The 17,611-nt window shown below is 64.4% G+C and carries 16 protein-coding genes; 8 read left to right on the top strand and 8 right to left on the bottom strand.

What is annotated here, in order from left to right; genetic code table 11:
• Positions 1–5 precede the first annotated feature (5 nt).
• Positions 6–488, top strand: coding sequence for a hypothetical protein (locus ACHWUQ_RS21055; protein ID WP_312836373.1), 483 nt, complete (start codon positions 6–8; stop codon positions 486–488).
• A gap of 51 nt (positions 489–539) precedes the next feature.
• Here ACHWUQ_RS21055 and ACHWUQ_RS21060 read toward each other — a convergent pair whose 3' ends face one another.
• The gene (locus tag ACHWUQ_RS21060; RefSeq protein ID WP_312463486.1) at positions 540–1,547 is read right to left on the bottom strand and encodes a bile acid:sodium symporter family protein; all 1,008 of its coding nucleotides are present in this window, start codon (positions 1,545–1,547) and stop codon (positions 540–542) included.
• Positions 1,548–1,633: 86 nt separating this feature from the next.
• Between ACHWUQ_RS21060 and ACHWUQ_RS21065 the strand changes: the two genes are divergently transcribed.
• The 4 genes from ACHWUQ_RS21065 (at position 1,634) to ACHWUQ_RS21080 (ending at position 4,520) form a co-directional block, all read left to right on the top strand.
• A complete protein-coding gene (locus tag ACHWUQ_RS21065; RefSeq protein WP_394682363.1) occupies positions 1,634–2,572 on the top strand; it encodes a LysR family transcriptional regulator in 939 nt (312 codons plus the stop codon).
• Positions 2,573–2,679: 107 nt separating this feature from the next.
• On the top strand, positions 2,680–3,216 hold the full coding sequence (locus ACHWUQ_RS21070; RefSeq protein ID WP_239812046.1) for a superoxide dismutase family protein: 537 nt from the start codon (positions 2,680–2,682) through the stop codon (positions 3,214–3,216).
• A gap of 87 nt (positions 3,217–3,303) precedes the next feature.
• Positions 3,304–3,975 (top strand): pyridoxamine 5'-phosphate oxidase, encoded by a 672-nt coding sequence (gene pdxH, locus ACHWUQ_RS21075; protein WP_239812047.1) that lies wholly within the window; start codon positions 3,304–3,306, stop codon positions 3,973–3,975.
• Between the two features lie 5 nt (positions 3,976–3,980).
• On the top strand, positions 3,981–4,520 hold the full coding sequence (locus ACHWUQ_RS21080) for a GNAT family N-acetyltransferase (RefSeq protein ID WP_394682545.1): 540 nt from the start codon (positions 3,981–3,983) through the stop codon (positions 4,518–4,520).
• Between the two features lie 34 nt (positions 4,521–4,554).
• Here ACHWUQ_RS21080 and ACHWUQ_RS21085 read toward each other — a convergent pair whose 3' ends face one another.
• Genes ACHWUQ_RS21085 through ACHWUQ_RS21100 form a run of 4 tightly spaced genes read right to left on the bottom strand, consistent with a single transcriptional unit; the run spans position 4,555 to position 11,726 of the window.
• Complete coding sequence (locus ACHWUQ_RS21085) at positions 4,555–5,691, bottom strand: NAD(P)/FAD-dependent oxidoreductase (RefSeq protein ID WP_394682364.1); 1,137 nt, start codon at positions 5,689–5,691, stop codon at positions 4,555–4,557.
• 55 nt (positions 5,692–5,746) lie between these two features.
• Positions 5,747–7,267 carry an efflux transporter outer membrane subunit gene (locus ACHWUQ_RS21090; RefSeq protein WP_312463490.1) on the bottom strand — a complete coding sequence of 507 codons (1,521 nt, stop codon included), beginning with the start codon at positions 7,265–7,267 and terminating at the stop codon, positions 5,747–5,749.
• A gap of 20 nt (positions 7,268–7,287) precedes the next feature.
• On the bottom strand, positions 7,288–10,458 hold the full coding sequence (locus ACHWUQ_RS21095; RefSeq protein WP_239812048.1) for an efflux RND transporter permease subunit: 3,171 nt from the start codon (positions 10,456–10,458) through the stop codon (positions 7,288–7,290).
• A gap of 26 nt (positions 10,459–10,484) precedes the next feature.
• The gene (locus tag ACHWUQ_RS21100; RefSeq protein WP_394682365.1) at positions 10,485–11,726 is read right to left on the bottom strand and encodes an efflux RND transporter periplasmic adaptor subunit; all 1,242 of its coding nucleotides are present in this window, start codon (positions 11,724–11,726) and stop codon (positions 10,485–10,487) included.
• Positions 11,727–12,016: 290 nt separating this feature from the next.
• Here ACHWUQ_RS21100 and ACHWUQ_RS21105 point away from each other — a divergent pair, with 290 nt between their 5' ends.
• The 3 genes from ACHWUQ_RS21105 to ACHWUQ_RS21115 all read left to right on the top strand — a co-directional run bounded on the left by ACHWUQ_RS21105 (position 12,017) and on the right by ACHWUQ_RS21115 (position 14,774).
• Positions 12,017–12,412 carry a CbiX/SirB N-terminal domain-containing protein gene (locus tag ACHWUQ_RS21105; RefSeq protein WP_312836369.1) on the top strand — a complete coding sequence of 132 codons (396 nt, stop codon included), beginning with the start codon at positions 12,017–12,019 and terminating at the stop codon, positions 12,410–12,412.
• A 166-nt stretch (positions 12,413–12,578) separates the two neighbouring features.
• Positions 12,579–13,520, top strand: coding sequence for a CysB family HTH-type transcriptional regulator (locus tag ACHWUQ_RS21110; protein WP_239812050.1), 942 nt, complete (start codon positions 12,579–12,581; stop codon positions 13,518–13,520).
• A 90-nt stretch (positions 13,521–13,610) separates the two neighbouring features.
• Positions 13,611–14,774, top strand: a complete 1,164-nt coding sequence (locus ACHWUQ_RS21115) for a pyridoxal phosphate-dependent aminotransferase (RefSeq protein ID WP_312462814.1) — start codon at positions 13,611–13,613, stop codon at positions 14,772–14,774.
• A gap of 91 nt (positions 14,775–14,865) precedes the next feature.
• On the opposite strand, the gene rng is transcribed toward ACHWUQ_RS21115, so the two are convergent.
• The 3 genes from rng to rlmH all read right to left on the bottom strand — a co-directional run bounded on the left by rng (position 14,866) and on the right by rlmH (position 17,602).
• Positions 14,866–16,353 carry a ribonuclease G gene (rng, locus tag ACHWUQ_RS21120; RefSeq protein WP_312409155.1) on the bottom strand — a complete coding sequence of 496 codons (1,488 nt, stop codon included), beginning with the start codon at positions 16,351–16,353 and terminating at the stop codon, positions 14,866–14,868.
• A gap of 11 nt (positions 16,354–16,364) precedes the next feature.
• Entirely contained in the window at positions 16,365–16,979 is a 615-nt protein-coding gene (locus tag ACHWUQ_RS21125; RefSeq protein WP_394682366.1) for a Maf family protein, read from the bottom strand.
• Positions 16,980–17,134: 155 nt separating this feature from the next.
• The gene (gene rlmH, locus ACHWUQ_RS21130) at positions 17,135–17,602 is read right to left on the bottom strand and encodes a 23S rRNA (pseudouridine(1915)-N(3))-methyltransferase RlmH (protein ID WP_116925617.1); all 468 of its coding nucleotides are present in this window, start codon (positions 17,600–17,602) and stop codon (positions 17,135–17,137) included.
• Between the last annotated feature and the right edge of the window lie 9 nt (positions 17,603–17,611).

Below are 17,611 nucleotides of genomic sequence, written 5' to 3' on the forward strand. Positions count from 1 at the left end.
AATCCATGCGATACCGCACTTTGTGCCAATTTGCCTGCCTGGCGGCCTTAAGCGCCGGCCTGGCCTCTTCCTTCAGCGCCCAGGCGGCGGAGACCCGTGCCAACCGCTTCACCGTGAGCGACAGCATCACCAGCGTGCAGCTGTGCGGCAACCGCAACCAGGGCAGCAACAAGGCCGTACAGCCCTACCGCGTGGTACAGGGCGAGCAAAACGGCCAAAGCTATCTGTTCGTGCAGTGGATGAACCAACCCGAAGACACGCCCCACTGGCGCGGAGTGGCTGCCCATACCCAGGGATTTGCCGAGATCAACGACGACAACGCAGACCTGCGCTTGCAGGACCTGCGCTGCCGCGCCCATGGCAAAGGCATTGTGATTACGGCCCAGGTGACCGGTGGCAAGCCTGCGGTCAAGCGCCGTACGATGCAGCTGGAGGTCGGACCCGCGCTGGAGAAATACAGCATCAGCTTCAGCCCGGCGCTGAAGTAAGGCTGGCCGGGGCTGGATGCCGCCGGCCCGGTGTTGACGACAGGCTGAGGCTTACTTGCCCGCAGCCGCAGCGCCCAGGGCCTGGTCGCCTTCGAGTTCTGCCCGCCTGGCGTACTTGGCGGCCAGCACGCCGCACACCATCAGCTGCATCTGGTGGAACAGCATCAGCGGCAGCACCATCATGCCCACCGTGCTGCTGGCAAACAGCACCTTGGCCATGGGCACGCCACTGACCAGGCTCTTCTTGCTGCCGCAGAACACGGCGGTGATCTCATCTTCCTTGCTGAAGCCCAGGCGGCGCGAGAGGAAGGTGGTCAGGAACAGTGCCAAGGCCAGGATGATGGCGCTGATCACCAGCAGGCCGACCAAGGTGGTCAGCGATACCTGGCGCCAGATGCCCTGCACCACGGCGGCACTGAACGCCGTGTACACCACCAGCAGGATGGAGCCCTGGTCCACCACCTTGGTGAGCTTGCCGTGCTTCTTGATGAACGGGCCCACCCAGCGCTGCAGCAAATGGCCCAGCGCGAAGGGCAGCATCAGTTGCAGCAGGATCTTGACCACCGCATCGACGAAGGAACCGCTCGTGCCATGGGCGGTCACGAACACACTGACCAGCAGCGGGGTGATAAAGACGCCCAGCAGCGTCGATGCCGATGCACTGCAGATGGCAGCCGGGATATTGCCACGCGCCATCGACACGAACGCGATCGACGACTGCACCGTGGACGGCAACACGCACAGGAACATCACCCCCACATACAGCTCGGGCGAGACCAGGGGCGTGAGCAACGGTTTGAGCGCCCAGCCCAGAAACGGAAACACGACAAAGGTGCTGCCGACAATGAACAGGTGCAGCCGCCAGTGCATGATGCCCGCCAGAATCGCCTGGCGTGAAAGCTTGGCGCCGTGAAGAAAGAACAGCAGCGCCACGGCCGCTGTCGTCAAGGTCTCAAAGCTGCTCGCCACCTGGCCGGTAGCGGGCAAGAAACTGGCCAGCAGCACCGTGGCCACCAGCATCAGCGTGAAGTTGTCGGGACGGAATTTCATGTGCGCCATTGGACGCCGTTTGCAGGCGAAAGTAAAATTAATTTATAAGATCGATTGATGATTTAAAGTCATATATCTCCGTTTCGTCTCCCACCATGCACGTCAGCCTTCGCCAGCTCCAGGTATTCCTCTGCGTCGCCCAGTGCCGCAGCTTCAGCCAGACCGGCCAGACGCTGGGCCTGACCCAATCGGCCGTCAGCCGCGCGATGGTGGAGCTCGAAGGCCAGCTCCATGTGCGGCTGCTGGACCGCACCACGCGCGAGGTGCTGCTGACCGATGCCGGCCAGCTGCTGGCCCAGAAGGCCGCGCCCCTGCTGCAGGAGCTGGCCGATACCCTGGCCGAGGTCGCCGATGTGGGCCATGCCGCACGTGGCCAGGTGCGCATTGCCAGCAGCCCCACGCTGTCTGCGGCGCTGATGCCCGCCTGTATCGCCGCCTGCAACCGCGAGCTGCCGCAGATCCAGCTGCAGCTGGTGGACCGCCTGCAGCAAGAGGTGCTGGCCCAGGTGCGCAGCGGCGATGTGCATTTTGGGGTGGTGGTGGAGCCGCCGGAGCTGGGCGATCTCGACTGCATCAGCCTGCAGCTGGACCCCTTTGTGGCCGTGTTGCCGCCCGCGCACCCGCTGATGCCGAAGGCGCAGAAGGCGCATAAGGCGCATAAGGCCACCAGCCTGCGCTGGGACCAGCTGCGCGGCGAGCCCTTGGTGCTGCTCGACCACGCATCGGGCAGCCGCCGGCTGATGGACGCTGCCTTGCTGGCCAGCGGTTGCGGGCCTGAGCATTGCCCTGTCGTGCAGGAGGTAGGCCATGTCACCACTGCCTTCCGCATGGTCGAGGCCGGCATTGGCATCAGCATCATGCCGGGCCTGGCGATCCCGGCCCATGGCTTCAGCAGCCTCCAGGTGTGCGATCTGCTGCCCCAGGTGCAACGCGCAATCATGCTGGTGCGGCGCCGCCAGCGCAGCCTGCCCGCTGCGGCGCAAGCGGTCTGGGATCTGGTGGCCCGGCGCCTCACAACAGCCCCCACACCGTAAACGCGCCGCCGCGATTGCTGGCAATCAGACTACAAAAGAAGCGCTGCGTGCGTGCTAAAAACGGTGGCTGTGACCAACCCTTAATCCAAGGCACCAGGAGAGTTCCCATGATCCAACGCATTCCATCCATCGCCAAGTTCGCTGCTGCGGCCACCGTGGCGGCGCTGCTGAGCGCCTGCGCCCACACCGACCGCGCCACACCGATTGCCGAGGCGACCATCAACCCGACCGAAGGCAACAACATCAGCGGCTATTTCCGCGTCTACGAAGTCAACCGCGACACGGTGCGCGTGATGGCGCAGGTCAAGGGTCTGCAGCCCGGCAGCGAACATGGCTTCCATGTGCATGAGAACGGCAACTGCTCGTCGCCCGATGCGATGAGCGCCGGTGGCCACTACAACCCGAACGGCCACCAGCATGGCAAGGCCGGCCCCGAATCCCATGTCGGTGATCTGCCCAGCCTGATGGCCGATGCCGCAGGCACTGCGTTCCTGGTCTGGGAAACCAAGGACCTGTCGATCGGCACCGGCAAGCCCAGCGACATCAAGGGCCGCGCTGTGGTGGTCCACAAGGACAAGGACGACTACACCACCCAGCCCACCGGCAATTCCGGTGCACGTCTGGGCTGCGGTGTGATCCAGTAAGCTGTCCTGCACCAAGAGCCTGTTCAAACCCAGCCTGTGGCGCCCGGTGGCCCACAGGCTTTTTTGTCACTGCACTGCGCCAAAGCGATGCACAATCGGGCCATGAGCGAACTCTCCCACTCCATTGCCGATTTGCGCAAAAGCTATGAACGCGCCGAGCTGAACGAATCGGCGTCCTGCGCTGCGCCGATTGACCAGTTCGACCGCTGGATGAACGAAGCCGTTGCGTCGCAGCTGCCAGAACCCAATGCGATGACGGTCGCTACCGTCGGCCCCGATGCCCGGCCCAGCACCCGCATCGTGCTGATCAAGGGCTACGACGCACGCGGCATCGTCTGGTACACCAATTACGACAGCCGCAAGGGCCGTGAGATTGCAGGCAATCCCTTTGCCGCGCTGATGTTCCACTGGGTGGAGCTGGAGCGTGTGGTGCGCATCGAGGGCCGTGTGGAAAAAGTCTCGGACGAGGAAAGCGACGCCTACTTCAACAGCCGCCCGCTCGACTCGCGCATTGGCGCCTGGGCCAGTCCGCAAAGCCAGGTCATCGACAGCCGCGCCGTGCTGGTGACCAATGCCGCCAAATATGGCGCGCAGTTCCTGCTCAAGCCGCCGCGCCCACCGCACTGGGGTGGCTTTCGCCTGGTGCCCGATACCTGGGAGTTCTGGCAAGGCCGCAAGAGCCGGCTGCATGACCGCCTGCGCTACCGCCAAACGGGGCCGGACGGCACCGGCTGGATCCGCGAACGCCTCGCGCCTTGAACCGGATGGCCGCCGCTGCGTGGGAGATCCGTTGGCTGACACCGGCCGATGCCGCCGCTTTCCAGCGCCTGCGCCTGGCCGGCCTGCGCGCATGGCCGAGCGCCTTTGGCTCCAGCTACGAAGAAGAAAAAGACCGCTCTTTGGCGGTGATCGAGGCGCGCCTGGCGCCCAGCGCTGACCAGGGTGTGCTTGGCGCCTTTGCCCGCAGCCAGCTGGTGGGCATGCTTGGCATTCGCCGCCAGGATGGCCTCAAGACCCGCCACCGCATGGCCTTGTGGGGCGTGTATGTGGAGCCAGCCTTTCGCGGCCAGGGCATCGCGCAGGCCCTGTTGGCACAGGCTGTCGCCTTTGCCCGCCAGGTTCCCGGGGCGGTGCAGATCCATCTGAGCGTCAACGCCGCCAATGCCAGCGCGATACGCCTGTACGAGCAAGCCGGCTTCCGGGCCTATGGCACCGAGCCGGCGGCTCTGCTGGTCGACGGCGAGCTGCACGATGAGCTGCTGATGCAGCACCGGCTTCAGCCCCCATCTCCGCCAGCAGCCTAAGGCCGCTTCAGCAGCTGCGCGAGACGCAGCAAGATCAGTCTGAGTGCGAGACGCCCAGGCGCGCATGCAGGCGCTTGCTGGTGGTCGTGTATTCCAGCAGCAGCTTCTCGCCGCGCAGGTATTCAACGGCCGCCATCGCTGCCATCGTCGCTTCGTAGAAACCCGTCAGTATCAGCTTGCGCTTGCCCGGGTAGCTGACGATATCGCCTGCGGCATAGATACCCACGGCACTGGTCTGAAAACTGTCGGTCGCCACCTGCAACTGTTTTTTCTCCAGCGCCAGATTCCAGTCCAGCAAGGGCCCGAGCTTGGGCGACAGGCCCTGGAACACCCACAGCTGGTCGCAGGCCAGGCGCTGGTCAGCACCGTCGGCATCAATGTAGCCAATGCCCTGCAGACGCTCGGTGGCCTCGATGGCCTGCGGCATGCCAATGACCACCTCGACCCTGCCGCTGGCCCGCAGCTGTGCCAGGCGCTGCAGCATGGCATCCGGGGCACTGAACTGGTCGCGCCGGTGCATCAGCACCAGTTGCGCCGATTGCAGTTGTGCATGGTCTGCCGCGGCCAGCACTGCCTCCACCGCCGCCTCATCGCCGCCGCTGATCACAATGCGTGGCGCAGCATGGCCGGCCAATATCGGCTCCAGCCAGCCATCGTCCAACGTGGGGTGGTAGAACACCTGGCTGCCCAGCCACGTCTCCAGCCCAGGCAAGCGCAGCTGTTTGGGCACAAAGGCGCCCACGCCGGCGGTCACGACCACGGTGCGGGCCAGCAACCAGCGGGTCTGGGGCCCATCGATAGCCTGCAGTTGCAAGCGCCAACGGCCATCGCCATGGGGCAGCAGTTGCGCGACCTGCGTATGGCCGTGAAAGACGGGCTCGAAGGGCTGGATCTGGCGCTGCAGCTGCGCAGCCAGCTCGCGGCCGGTGCACAGCGGAATGCCGGGGATATCGTAGATGGGCTTGTCGGCATAAAGCGCAATGCACTGCCCGCCCATCTGCGGCAGGCTGTCGCACAACTGGGCCTGCACGCCCTGCAAACCCAGCTGGAATGCTGCAAACATGCCGACCGGGCCGGCACCCACAATCAGCGCATCGACCGCCTGCGCCTGGGATTCATCAAACTCGGGTGAGGCCTTGCGGTCAGAAGGCGTGGGCAAGGTATCAGTCATGCCCGCCATCGTAGTGCAGCGCGCATTGCCCTCGCAGCATTGCGCTTATGCGCCATCACTGCGCGCTGTCGATGCCTCCGCCCAGCGCCTTGTACAGGCTGATGCGGTTGACCTGCTCGGCCTGCATTAACGTGATCTGGGTTTGCTGGGCTGCGTACAGGCTGCGCTGCGCATCGAGCACGGTCAGAAAATCGTCGGCGCCGGCCTTGAAACGCGCCTGCGACAGCTGCAGCACGCGGCTGGCCGCCTGCACCAGGGCAGCCTGCGCGTTCAGCCGCCGCTGCATCGTGGCGCGGTCGGCCAGCGCATCGCTCACCTCGCGGAAAGCCACCTGAATGGCCTTGTCGTACTGGGCCAGTGCGGCATCGCGGTTGGCTTGCGCGATATCGAGGTTGGCCTGGTTGCGGCCGCCGTCAAAAATCGGCAAACGGATCTGCGGCACAAAGCTCCAGGCGCGGTTGCCACCATCGAACAGGCCCGACAGCGCATCGCTGGCGGTGCCGGCATTGGCCGTCAGGCTGATCGTGGGGAAGAAGGCCGCGCGCGCTGCACCAATGCTGGCGTACTGCGCCTGCAGGCTGTGCTCGGCTGCCGCCACATCGGGCCGGGCCAGCAGCACCTGCGACGACAGGCCGGTCGGCACCACGGTCATGGCAGTGGCCACGCCTGGCGTTTTGACCTGGGGCGTTGCACCATCGAGCAACTGGCCAGAGCCCGCGCTCTTGATCTCATTCGTGCTGAGCGACGCGGTGGGCGCGGGCGGCAGCATATCGCCCGCCAAAGGGCCACCCACCAGCAACTGCAGTGCATTGCGATCACGGGCCACTTGCGACTCGTAGGCCGCCACATCGTTGCGGGCGGTCTCCACCGCCGTCTGGTTCTGGGCCAGCACCAAACCATTGGTGGCGCCCAGCTGGTGCATGCGCTGCACCAGGCCGTAGCCTTGCTCGCGCGTGGCCAACGTGTCGCGCGCCAGTTGCAGGCGCTGCTGGTCGCTGGCCAGGGCCACCCAGGCGTTGGCGATATCGGTGATCAGGCCCAGCTGCACGCTGCGGCGGTTTTCTTCCACCAGCAGGTACTGCTGCAATGCCGCCTCGCTGAGGTTGCGCACCCGGCCCCAGAAATCGAGCTCATAGCTGGCCAGGCCCAGCTGCACGCTGACCTGGTTGGTCACCGACGAGGCCGCGCTGGCCGAGCGCAGATCGTCTGCGGTGCGGGTGCGGTTTGCCTGGGCGTTGGCATTCAGGCTGGGCAGTTGGTCGGCACGCTGCACGCCGTACTGCGCGCGCGCCTTCTCGATATTGGCGATGGCCACGCGCAGGTCGCGGTTGTTCTGCAAGGCCAGCTCGATGAGCTGACGCAGCCCTGCGCTCTCCACCCACTGCTGCCACGGCAGCAACTGCAAGGTATCGGCTGCAGCCGGCTCCACGACAAAATCGGCAGGCAAGGTCTGGGCCACGCCATCGAGCGTGGCGGGTACCGCAGGCTCGGGACGCTGGTACTGCGGCGCCAGGTTGCAAGCGGACAGCAGGCCCGCTGCCAACAGGGACAGCGGCAAACGGTAGGCACGGGTCATGGAAAAAGTATCAAAACAGCTCATGGCGCGGTCTCCGGCGCGGCGCTGGCTTGCGCAGGCGCCTCGTCGTGGCGGCTGCGCGAGCGGAACCAGCTGCGGATCAGCAGGAAGAAGACCGGCACCATGAAAATACCGAGCACGGTCGAGGCCACCATACCGCCCAGCACGGCCGTGCCGATGGCGTTACGCCCGCCGGCACCGGCGCCGGTGCCAATGGCCAGCGGAATCACGCCAAAGCCAAAGGCCAGCGAGGTCATCAGGATCGGGCGCAAGCGCAGGCGCACCGCCTCCACCGTGGCATCAAACAGGCGCTTGCCCTGCTCTTGCAGCTGCACCGCAAATTCGACAATCAAGATGGCATTCTTGGCCGCCAAACCCACGGTGGTGAGCAAGCCCACCTGGAAGTACACGTCATTGGTCAGGCCCCGGGTATAGGTGGCGGCCAGCGCACCAATCACCCCCAGCGGCACGGCCAGCATCACCGACAGCGGAACGGTCCAGCTCTCGTACAGCGCGGCCAGGCACAGGAACACGAACAGGATCGAGATCGCATACAGCATGGGCGCCTGTGCACCGGACTGGCGCTCTTGCAGCGACGCGCCCGTCCATTCATACCCGAGACCGGCTGGCAGCTTGGCCAGGATGGCTTCGACCTCCTGCATTGCTGCGCCGGAGCTGATGCCGGGTGCTGCGCGGCCTTCGAACTCGTAGGCCGGGCTGCCGTTGTAGCGCAGCAGCTGGGGCGAGCCGTAGGCCCAGTGCGTGTCGGAGAACGCACCAAAGGGCACCATTTCGCCGTTCTTGTTGCGCACCGTCCATTTGGCGATGTCCTGCGGCAGCATGCGGTGCGGCGCATCGCCCATGATGTAGACGCGCTTGACGCGGCCATTGTTCAGGAAGTCATTGACATAGGTGCCGCCCATCGCGCTGGACAGCACGCTGTTGATGTCGGCATACGACAAACCCAGCGCTGCGGCCTTGCGGTCGTCCACATCCACACGCAATTCGGCCGCATCGTCCAGATTGGTCGTGCGTACTGCCGTCAGGTTCGGGTTGGCGCGCATGGCCGCCAATACCTGGTTGCTGGCTGCCAACAGCCCGTCGTGGCCGATGCTGTTCATGTCCTTGACCATGAAGTTGAAGCCCGAGCTGGCACCCAGACCGCGCACGGCTGGCGGCAGGATCACCAGCACCCGCGCATCGCGGATGCGCGACAGGTCTCTCGTCGCCTTGTTGGCAATGGCCGCGGAAGACTGCGACGCGAGCTGGCGTTCATCCCAGGGCTTGAGGCGGATGAAGCCGCGCGCCGAACTTTGGTCGCCGTTGAGGCCCGAGACCTGGTTGAAGCTGATGATGTCGGGCTGCTTGAGCAGGTATTCGCGCACCTCGTCGAGCACGTCCTGCAGGCGCGCATCGGCTGCGCCGGACGGCAGGTTGACGTTCACATACAGAAAGCCCTGGTCTTCATCGGGCAGGAACGAGGTCGGCAGCTTGTGCATCAGCAGCCACACGCCCAGCAGCACGGCGATGAAAATCAGCATCATGCGCTTGGCGCGGCGCAGGCTGCGGGCGACGATGCCCTGGTAGCGGGTGGCCGTGCGGTCGAAATTGCGGTTGAACCAGCGGAAGAACCGGTCGCTGATGCCAAACAGGCCCTTGCGGATGGCGCGCTCATGGCCGCCGGCATGCTCGGGCGCCTTCAGCAGGGTGGCACACAGCGCCGGGGTCAACGTCAATGCGACAAACACCGACAGTGCCATTGCCGCAACGATCGTGATCGAGAACTGGCGGTAGATCACCCCGGTGGATCCGCCAAAGAAGGCCATCGGCACAAACACTGCCGACAAGGTCACGCCGATACCGACCAGCGCCGGTGTGATCTCCCGCATCGAGACCTTGGTTGCCTCCTTGGCGGACATGCCCGTCTCGTGCATCACCCGCTCGACGTTCTCCACCACGACGATCGCATCGTCCACCAGCAGGCCGATCGCCAGCACCATCGCGAACATCGTCAAGGTATTGATGGAGTACCCGGCGATCGACAACACGCCAAAGGTGCCCAGCAGCACCACCGGCACGGCAATGGCCGGGATCAACGTGGCGCGCAGGTTCTGCAAAAACACGAACATCACGATCACCACCAGCACCATGGCCTCGCCCAGCGCTGCGACCACCTCGTGGATGGAGGCGCGCACAAAGGGCGTAGAGTCCGAGCTGACGAAGTAGTCGATCTGGTTGGGGAAGTACGGCTTCATCTCGGCCAGCTTGGCCGCAACGGCATCGGACACGGCCATCGCATTGGCGCCATCGGCCAGGATGATGCCCATGCCGGCGCCGCGCATGCCGTTGAGCTTGGCCTGCACGTTCAGGTTTTCGGCGCCCAGCTCCACGCGGGCGACATCCTTCATGGTGACCACCGAGCCATCGGTGGCGGCCTTTAGCACGATGTCCTCGAACTGGTCCACCGTCTTGAGCTTGGTGCGCGCCGTGATCGTCGCATTGAGCTGCTGGTTGTTCACCGCTGGCAGCGCGCCCAGCTGGCCGGCCGAGACCTGGGCGTTTTGCGCATTGAGCGCATTGGCCAAGTCCGACGGCATCAGTCCGAATTTCTCCATCTTGGCCGGGTCCATCCAGATGCGCATCGCATACGAGGTGCCAAAGACGTTGATGTCGCCCACGCCTTCGAGGCGCCCGATCACATCGACCAGACTGGCATTGATGTAGTCACCAATGTCGACCTCGGTCATCGTGGGGTCTTGGGAGTAGAAGCTGTAGGTGACCAGAAAATCCTGGCCGCCCTTGTTGATGAACACGCCCCGGCTCTTGACAGATTCGGGCAGGCGGTTGAGCGCGCCCTGGATCTTGTTTTGCACCTGCACCTGGGCGACATCGACATTGGTGCCGGGCGCAAAGGTCAAGGTGATGCGGGCCTGGCCAGAGGCATTGCTGGTCGCGCTCATGTAGAGCATGTTGTCGATGCCCTTGAGCTGCTGCTCGATGATCTGCGTGACGGAGTTCTCGACCGTCTCGGCCGACGCACCGGTGTACTGGGTACCGATGGTGACGCGCGGCGGCGCAATCTCGGGGTACTGCTCCAGCGGCAGCTTGGAGATGGACAGTGCCCCGCCCAGCATGATGATGATGGCGATCACCCACGCAAAAATGGGGCGCTGAATAAAAAACTGAGCCATGGATGCAGCCTCGGATTCTGGGGGTGTTACTGGGCTGCTGCCGGCGCTGCGGCCTGGCCGGGCACGCGCCCAGGGCTGCGGACGCGCTCGGCCTGCGCCTTCAGATCCACCTCGGTGACGCGCACCTTGTCACCCTCCTTGACACGCTGGAAGCCATCAACCACCACGCGCTCCCCCGACTTGAGGCCACTGCCCACCAGCCACTGGCTGCCCACAGCACGGTCGAGCTGCAGCGCGCGCTTTTGCACCTTGTCGTCGGCCGTGACCACCAGCACAGTCGGCTTGCCGGTGAGGTCGCGCACCACCGACTGCTGGGGCACCAGCAGTGCATCTGGCGCCACTGCGGTAGGCAACAGCGCCTGCACATACATATTGGGCATCAATACGCCATCGGGATTCGGGACCTGAGCACGCAAGGTGACGGTGCCTGTCGTGGGGCTGACAATCACCCCGGAGAACTTGAGCTTGGCCTCGTGGCTGTACTCGGTGCCGTCATCGAGCCGGATGCGCACCGGAATCTGGTCGCCTTCAAGGCGCTGAAAGCGGCCCGCCTTCAGGTCGCGCTGCAGCTGCAGCATCTCGGTACTCGATTGGGTGAAGTCCACATACATGGGATCGAGTTGCACCACGGTGGTGAGCGCCGTCGCCTGGTTGGCAGTGACCAGCGCACCGGGCGTGACCGCCGAGGTGCTGACCCTGCCGCTGATCGGCGAACTGATGCGGGTGTACTGCAGATTGATCCGGGCATTGTCCAGCGCTGCCTGCGCTACGGCCACGTCGGAAGCGGTCTGCGCCACCAGCGCCTGGCTGTCATCGAAGACCTGGCGGCTGATGGCATCGATCTTGACCAGCTCGCTGTTGCGCGCTGCATTGCTGCGCGCCGTCTGCGCGGTGGCCTTGGCCTTGGCCAGCGCCGCCTCGGCACTGTTGACGGAGGCCCGCGCAGGCCGGTCATCGAGCTGGTACAGCGCCTGGCCGGCCTTGACGGCGGCGCCTTCGGTGAACAGGCGCTTTTCCACAATGCCGTTGGCCTGGGGGCGAATCTCGGCAATCATGAAGGCGTTGGTGCGACCGGGCAGCTCCGCCGTCAGCTGCTGCGATGCTGCCTGGACCGTGATGATGCCGACCTCCGGTGCCTGCGGCGCGGCGGCTGCGGGTGCGGGCTTGTCCGAACACGCAGCCAGCAGACCGATGGCGCCGACCACAGCACCTGTGCGGACCAGACGACCCAGCGCGCGGGGGGAGGAGTGCTTTCCGACGGTTGCCAAGGATTGAAACGTTGCCAGGGACTGGCGCGAAAAATTGGAAACATCCGGCATCATCGGTTTTGGCTTCAAGGTAGAGCAAACTACTATTTTTACAGCTAAATATGTAGGCAGTGTAAAGCGCTGCGCGGGATTGCCAGGTTTCAGACCCTGGCTGCGCAAGCTGTACATTTTGCTACATTCGTATCCGTTTCGGTGGCCCATCGGGCCCGGGTATGGGAAAGCGATAATGCGCAAAGGTTCCTAGCTTTACCCACGGCGGCTTATGTTTCAGCCGCTAACGTCCTACGCACATGTCTTCCACCCCCTCTTCCATCGGATTGATTCTGTTGTCCCACGGCTCCAAGGACCCGGTCTGGCGCCGCAATGCGGAACACCTGCTCGCCCAGGTGCAGCAAGCGCAACCCGCCGCTGCCGTGGCTTGCGCCTATCTTGACTGGTGCGACCCACCGCTAGGCCACGCCGTTGCCCAGCTGCTGCAGTCGCATCCCCAATTGACGCAAATCACCATTTGGCCGCTGCTGTTTGGCGTCGGCAAACATGCGAGCGAAGACATTCCCGCGCTGGTCGAGGAACTCGCGCCCCTCCATCCCGAGGTGCAGCTGCGCATTGCCCCGGCGATGGGCGAGGATGCGCGCGTCATCGGGCTGCTGGCGGCCATGGCGGGCGGCTACCTGGAAGGCGCGTAGCCGCGCTAAATCTCCGGCGGCCCCTATGCCGCCGGTACCCGGTTGCGGCAGGCTCCAGCGGGTGCATGTCTGAAAAATCCGCCCCAGAGGCTGGGTTTCTGCAGAGAGGCTGATTTTTATATTCCAATCAAGCATAATGATGCAAATTCATATTCCGCATCATTGTATGAACCTGCATCAGTTCCGCTTTGTGCAAGAGGCCGCACGCCGCAACCTCAATCTGACCGAGGCGGCGAAGGCACTGCACACCTCGCAACCCGGCGTCTCCAAGGCCATCATCGAGCTGGAGGAGGAGCTGGGCATCGACATCTTCGCGCGCCATGGCAAGCGGCTCAAGCGCATCACCGAGCCTGGGCAGCAGGTGCTGCGCAGCATCGAGATCATCATGCGCGAGGTCGGGAACCTCAAACGCATCGGCGACCAGTACAGCGCGCAGGACAGCGGCACCCTCTCCATCGCGACCACCCACACCCAGGCGCGTTATGTGCTGCCCACGCCGGTGGCGCGGCTGCGCGAGCACTATCCCAAGGTGACAGTCAGCCTGCACCAGGCCACACCGGCCGAAGTGGCACGCATGGTGATCGACGAGCAGGCCGATCTGGGCATGGCCACCGAGTCGCTGGCCGACTACCCCGAACTGGTGACCCTGCCCTGCTATGAATGGCAGCACGTGCTGGTCATGCCGCACCAACACCCTCTGGCCCAGAAGGAGCGCATCAATCTCGAAGACATTGCCGCCGAGCCGTTGATCACCTACCACCCATCGTTTACCGGCAGGGGCAAGATCGACGCGGCGATGGCTGCCCGCCAACTCACCCCCAAGATTGTCCTGGAAGCGATTGACTCGGACGTGATCAAGACCTATGTGCGGCTGGGCCTGGGCATCGGCATCGTGGCCGAGATGGCCATGCGCGATGATCCGCTCAAGGACCTGGCCGTGCGGCCCGTCGGCCATCTGTTTGGCGAAAGCGTGGCGCGCGTGGCCTTCAAGCGTGGCGCATACATGCGTAATTTTGTCTACAAATTTGCCGAGCTGCTCAGCGACCGGCTCAGCCGTGATCTGATCGCCCGTGCCATGGTCGGCCATGTGGCTGACTATGAGCTCTGACCCGTACCCGTCTCCCAACCCAAACCGCTTACTGATCGATAGATCGCAGTCCGGCTCGCCGGCTGCGGTTGTTTTCCAGCCCTGATCACCATGTCCGCCTCCGCCCTCACCCCGTCGTTCCCCAGCCGTCTGCCCCATGTGGGCACCACCATCTTCACCGTCATGTCGGCGCTCGCGGCCGAGCACAAGGCCGTCAATCTGGGCCAGGGCTTTCCGGACTTTGGCTGCGACCCGGCCTTGATCGACAGCGTCAGCCGCGCCATGCAGGCCGGCCACAACCAGTACCCGCCGATGACCGGTGTACCGGCCTTGCGCGAGGTGGTGGCCCAGAAGATCGAAGCGCTCTACGGAAAGCGCTACGACGCCAACAGCGAGATCACCGTCACCGCCGGTGCCACGCAGGCGATCCTCACCGTCATCCTCAGCTGCGTGAGCCCCGGCGATGAAGTCATCGTGCTGGACCCCTGCTACGACAGCTATGTGCCCAATATCGAGCTGGCCGGCGGCGTGCCGGTGCGCGTACCGCTGACGCCCAAGACCTTCCGCCCTGACTTTGGCAAGATCGCCGCAGCGATCACCTCCAAGACGCGGCTGCTGCTGATCAACACGCCGCACAACCCCAGCGGCACCACCTGGACCGCGCAGGAGATGCAGCAGCTGCAGGACCTGCTGGCGCCCACCAACATCCTGCTGCTGGCCGATGAGGTCTATGAGCACATGGTGTTCGACGGCGAACGCCATGAGAGCGCATCGCGCTACCCCGGCCTGGCCGCGCGCGCCTATGTGGTGAGCAGCTTTGGCAAGACCTTCCATGTCACCGGCTGGAAGGTCGCCACCGTTGCTGCACCAGCGCCGCTGACGGCGGAATTCCGCAAGGTGCACCAGTTCAATGTCTTCACCGTCAACACCCCGATGCAGGTCGGCCTGGCCGAGTACCTGAAGGACCCGGCGCCCTACCTGAACCTGCCCGCTTTCTACCAGAAGAAGCGCGATCTGTTCCGCGCCGGCCTCGAAGGCTCGCGCCTGAAGCTGCTGCCCAGCTCCGGCACCTATTTCCAGTGCGTGGACATCTCCGCCGTGACCGATGCCAGCGAAGCAGAGTTCTGCCAGCAGCTGGTCAAGGACCTGGGCGTAGCAGCCATTCCGCTGTCTGCGTTTTATGGCAACGGCTTTGACCAGCAGGTGGTGCGCTTTTGCTATGCCAAAAAGGACGAGACCTTGCTCGCGGCGCTGGAACGTCTGCGCAAGCTGTAAAGCGCCCCCTTCCCTGGCAAAAAGCCCGGCGAGAACCCATCTCGCCGGGCTTTTTGTTGGCTGTCTGCTGTCAGCTGTCAGTGGCCCAGTGCTACAGCAGCACGATATCGTACTGGTCCGAGCCGTCCCGCCCCTCCGCCTGCAGCGAGATCGGCTTGCCAATGAAATCGGACAGCCCGGCCAGGTGCTGGCTTTCCTCGTCCAGCAGCATCTCGATCACCGGCGGGGCGGCAAGCACGCGGAACTCCTTGGGGTTGAACTGGCGCGCCTCGCGCAGAATCTCGCGCAGGATGTCGTAGCAGACCGTCCGCACGGTCTTGACCTCGCCCACCCCATGGCAGACCGGACAGGAGGTGCAGAGCATATGGGCCAGGGATTCACGCGTGCGCTTGCGCGTCATCTCCACCAGGCCCAGCTGGGAGAACTCGCCGCACATGGTCTTGACGCGGTCGCGCTGCAGTTGCTTGCGCAGCTCATGCAGCACCTGCGCCTGGTGGTCCTCATGCACCATGTCGATAAAGTCCACGATGATGATGCCGCCCAGGTTGCGCAGCCGCAGCTGGCGGGCAATCGCATGGGCCGCTTCCAGGTTGGTCTTGAAGATGGTGTCGTCAAAATTGCGCGCACCGACATAGCCGCCGGTGTTCACATCGACGGTGGTCAAGGCCTCGGTCTGGTCGACGATCAGGTAGCCGCCCGACTTGAGATCGACACGCCGGCCCAGCGCACGCGCTATTTCCTCATCGACCGAGTACAGATCGAAAATCGGGCGCTCGCCCTTGTACAGCTGCAGCTTGGGCAGCGCGGCGGGCATGAACTCCTGGCCAAACTGCTGCAGCAGCACGAACTGCTCGCGCGAATCGATGCGGATCGACTGGGTGTTCTCCGTCACCATATCGCGCAGCACGCGCTGCATCAGGCTCAGGTCCTGGTGCAGCAAGGTCTTGGCGGCCTGCTTGGCGGCGCTTTCCTTGATGCGCTTCCAGACCTTGCGCAGGTAGCTGATGTCTTCGGCCAACTCGTCGTCGCTGGAGTCCTCGCCATTGGTGCGCAGGATAAAGCCACCGCCGCCACCCGTTTGCGCGGTGCCCACCAGCGCCTGCAGGCGTGCGCGCAAGGCATCGCGCTCGTTCTGCGGAATCTTTTGCGACACGCCGATATGGTCGTCCTGCGGCAGGTACACCAGCAGGCGCCCGGCAATGCTGATCTGCGTGGACAGCCGCGCGCCCTTGGTGCCGATGGGGTCCTTGATGACCTGCACCATGATCGACTGGCCCTCGAAAATCTGCTTTTCAATCGGCACCTGGGGTTCGCCCTTGCGCGCGAACATCGGCGCCAGGCCGCCTTCCTGGCGCTGCCAGACATCGGCCACATGCAGGAATGCGGCGCGTTCCAGGCCAATGTCGATGAACGCAGACTGCATACCGGGCAGCACACGCGATATCTTGCCGAGGTAGACATTGCCGACCAGGCCGCGCTCCAGGGTGCGCTCATGGTGCAGCTCCTGCACGGCGCCGCCCTCGATGACCGCCACCCGCGTCTCCTGCGGGGCCCAGTTGATCAAAATATCATTTTGCATAGAAGTCATTCTCAGATGGCAAACCCTGCAGCCCGCAGCACATTGGCCGTCTCGAACACCGGCAGCCCCATGATGCCTGAATAGCTGCCGCTGATCCTGGCAATATACGCTGCCGCCCGCCCCTGCACCCCATAGGCGCCCGCCTTGCCCATGGGCTCGCCACTGGCGACATAGGCATCGATCTGCGCGCTGTCCATCACCGCAAACTCCACGCTGGAGACCGACAGGCTGGTCAGGCGCTTGCGCCCGCTTTGCAGCGCCACCGCCGTCAAGACGCGGTGCGTCTTGCCGCTGAGTGCCTGCAGCATCTCGAGGGCCTGTTCTTGCGACTCGGGCTTGCCCAGAATATGCCGGCCCAGCGACACCGTGGTGTCAGAGCAGAGAATCGGCGCCTGCTCCAGCCCGCGCCGCTGCAGGCGGGCGATGGCAGCATCGAGCTTCAAGCCGGTCACGCGCTGAACATAGTCGGTGGCCGATTCGCGCGGCAGCACCTGCTCCAGCGCCTCAGGGTCCTGGGGTTCGGGGTCGTGGTCCTGCGCCACCAGCAGGCGGTGGGCGATACCGATCTGTTCGAGCAGTTGACTGCGGCGGGGTGACTGCGAGGCCAGGTAGACAAAGGAATGCATGGGAGGGGAGCGAGGCCTTGGTTTGAAAAAAGCGCCTGCGCCCATCAATTCAGCGCAAGCAGCTATTATTTTTGCAGCATAACGCATCCAGCAGGCCGCTGGCAAGCGGGGATATTGCGCGGCCCTCACCCCGCCTTGCGGCTGGTGCCACCGGCTTACTCGCGGTGGTAGGGGTGGCCTGCGTTGACCGACCAGGCACGGTAGAGCTGCTCGATCAGCAGCACCCGCACCATCGCATGGGGCAAGGTCATGTCCGAGAGGCGAATGCGCTCATGCGCCGCGGCCTTGAACTCGGGGTCCAGACCATCGGGGCCACCAATGATCAGCGCGACATCGTCGCCTTCGAGCTGCCAGCCCTTGACCCGCTGGGCCAGCGCCTTCGTGGTCAGGTTCGTGCCGCGCTCGTCGAGCACCACGATGCGCGTGCCACGTGGGATGGCCGCTTCGATGCGCTTGCGCTCGGCGGCATACAGCGTCTCGACAGTCTTGGAGCCACGCGGCTCCGTCTTGACGGCCTTGAGCTCCACCTTCAGCTCGGGTGGGAAACGCTTGGCATAGTCGTCATAGGCGGTCTGCGCCCAATCGGGTACATGCTGGCCCACCGCAACGATGAAAATCTTCATGCGAACTCT

Origin of the sequence: uncultured Comamonas sp., assembly GCF_964277875.1 — a bacterium.
GTDB classification, from domain to species: domain Bacteria; phylum Pseudomonadota; class Gammaproteobacteria; order Burkholderiales; family Burkholderiaceae_C; genus Comamonas; species Comamonas sediminis.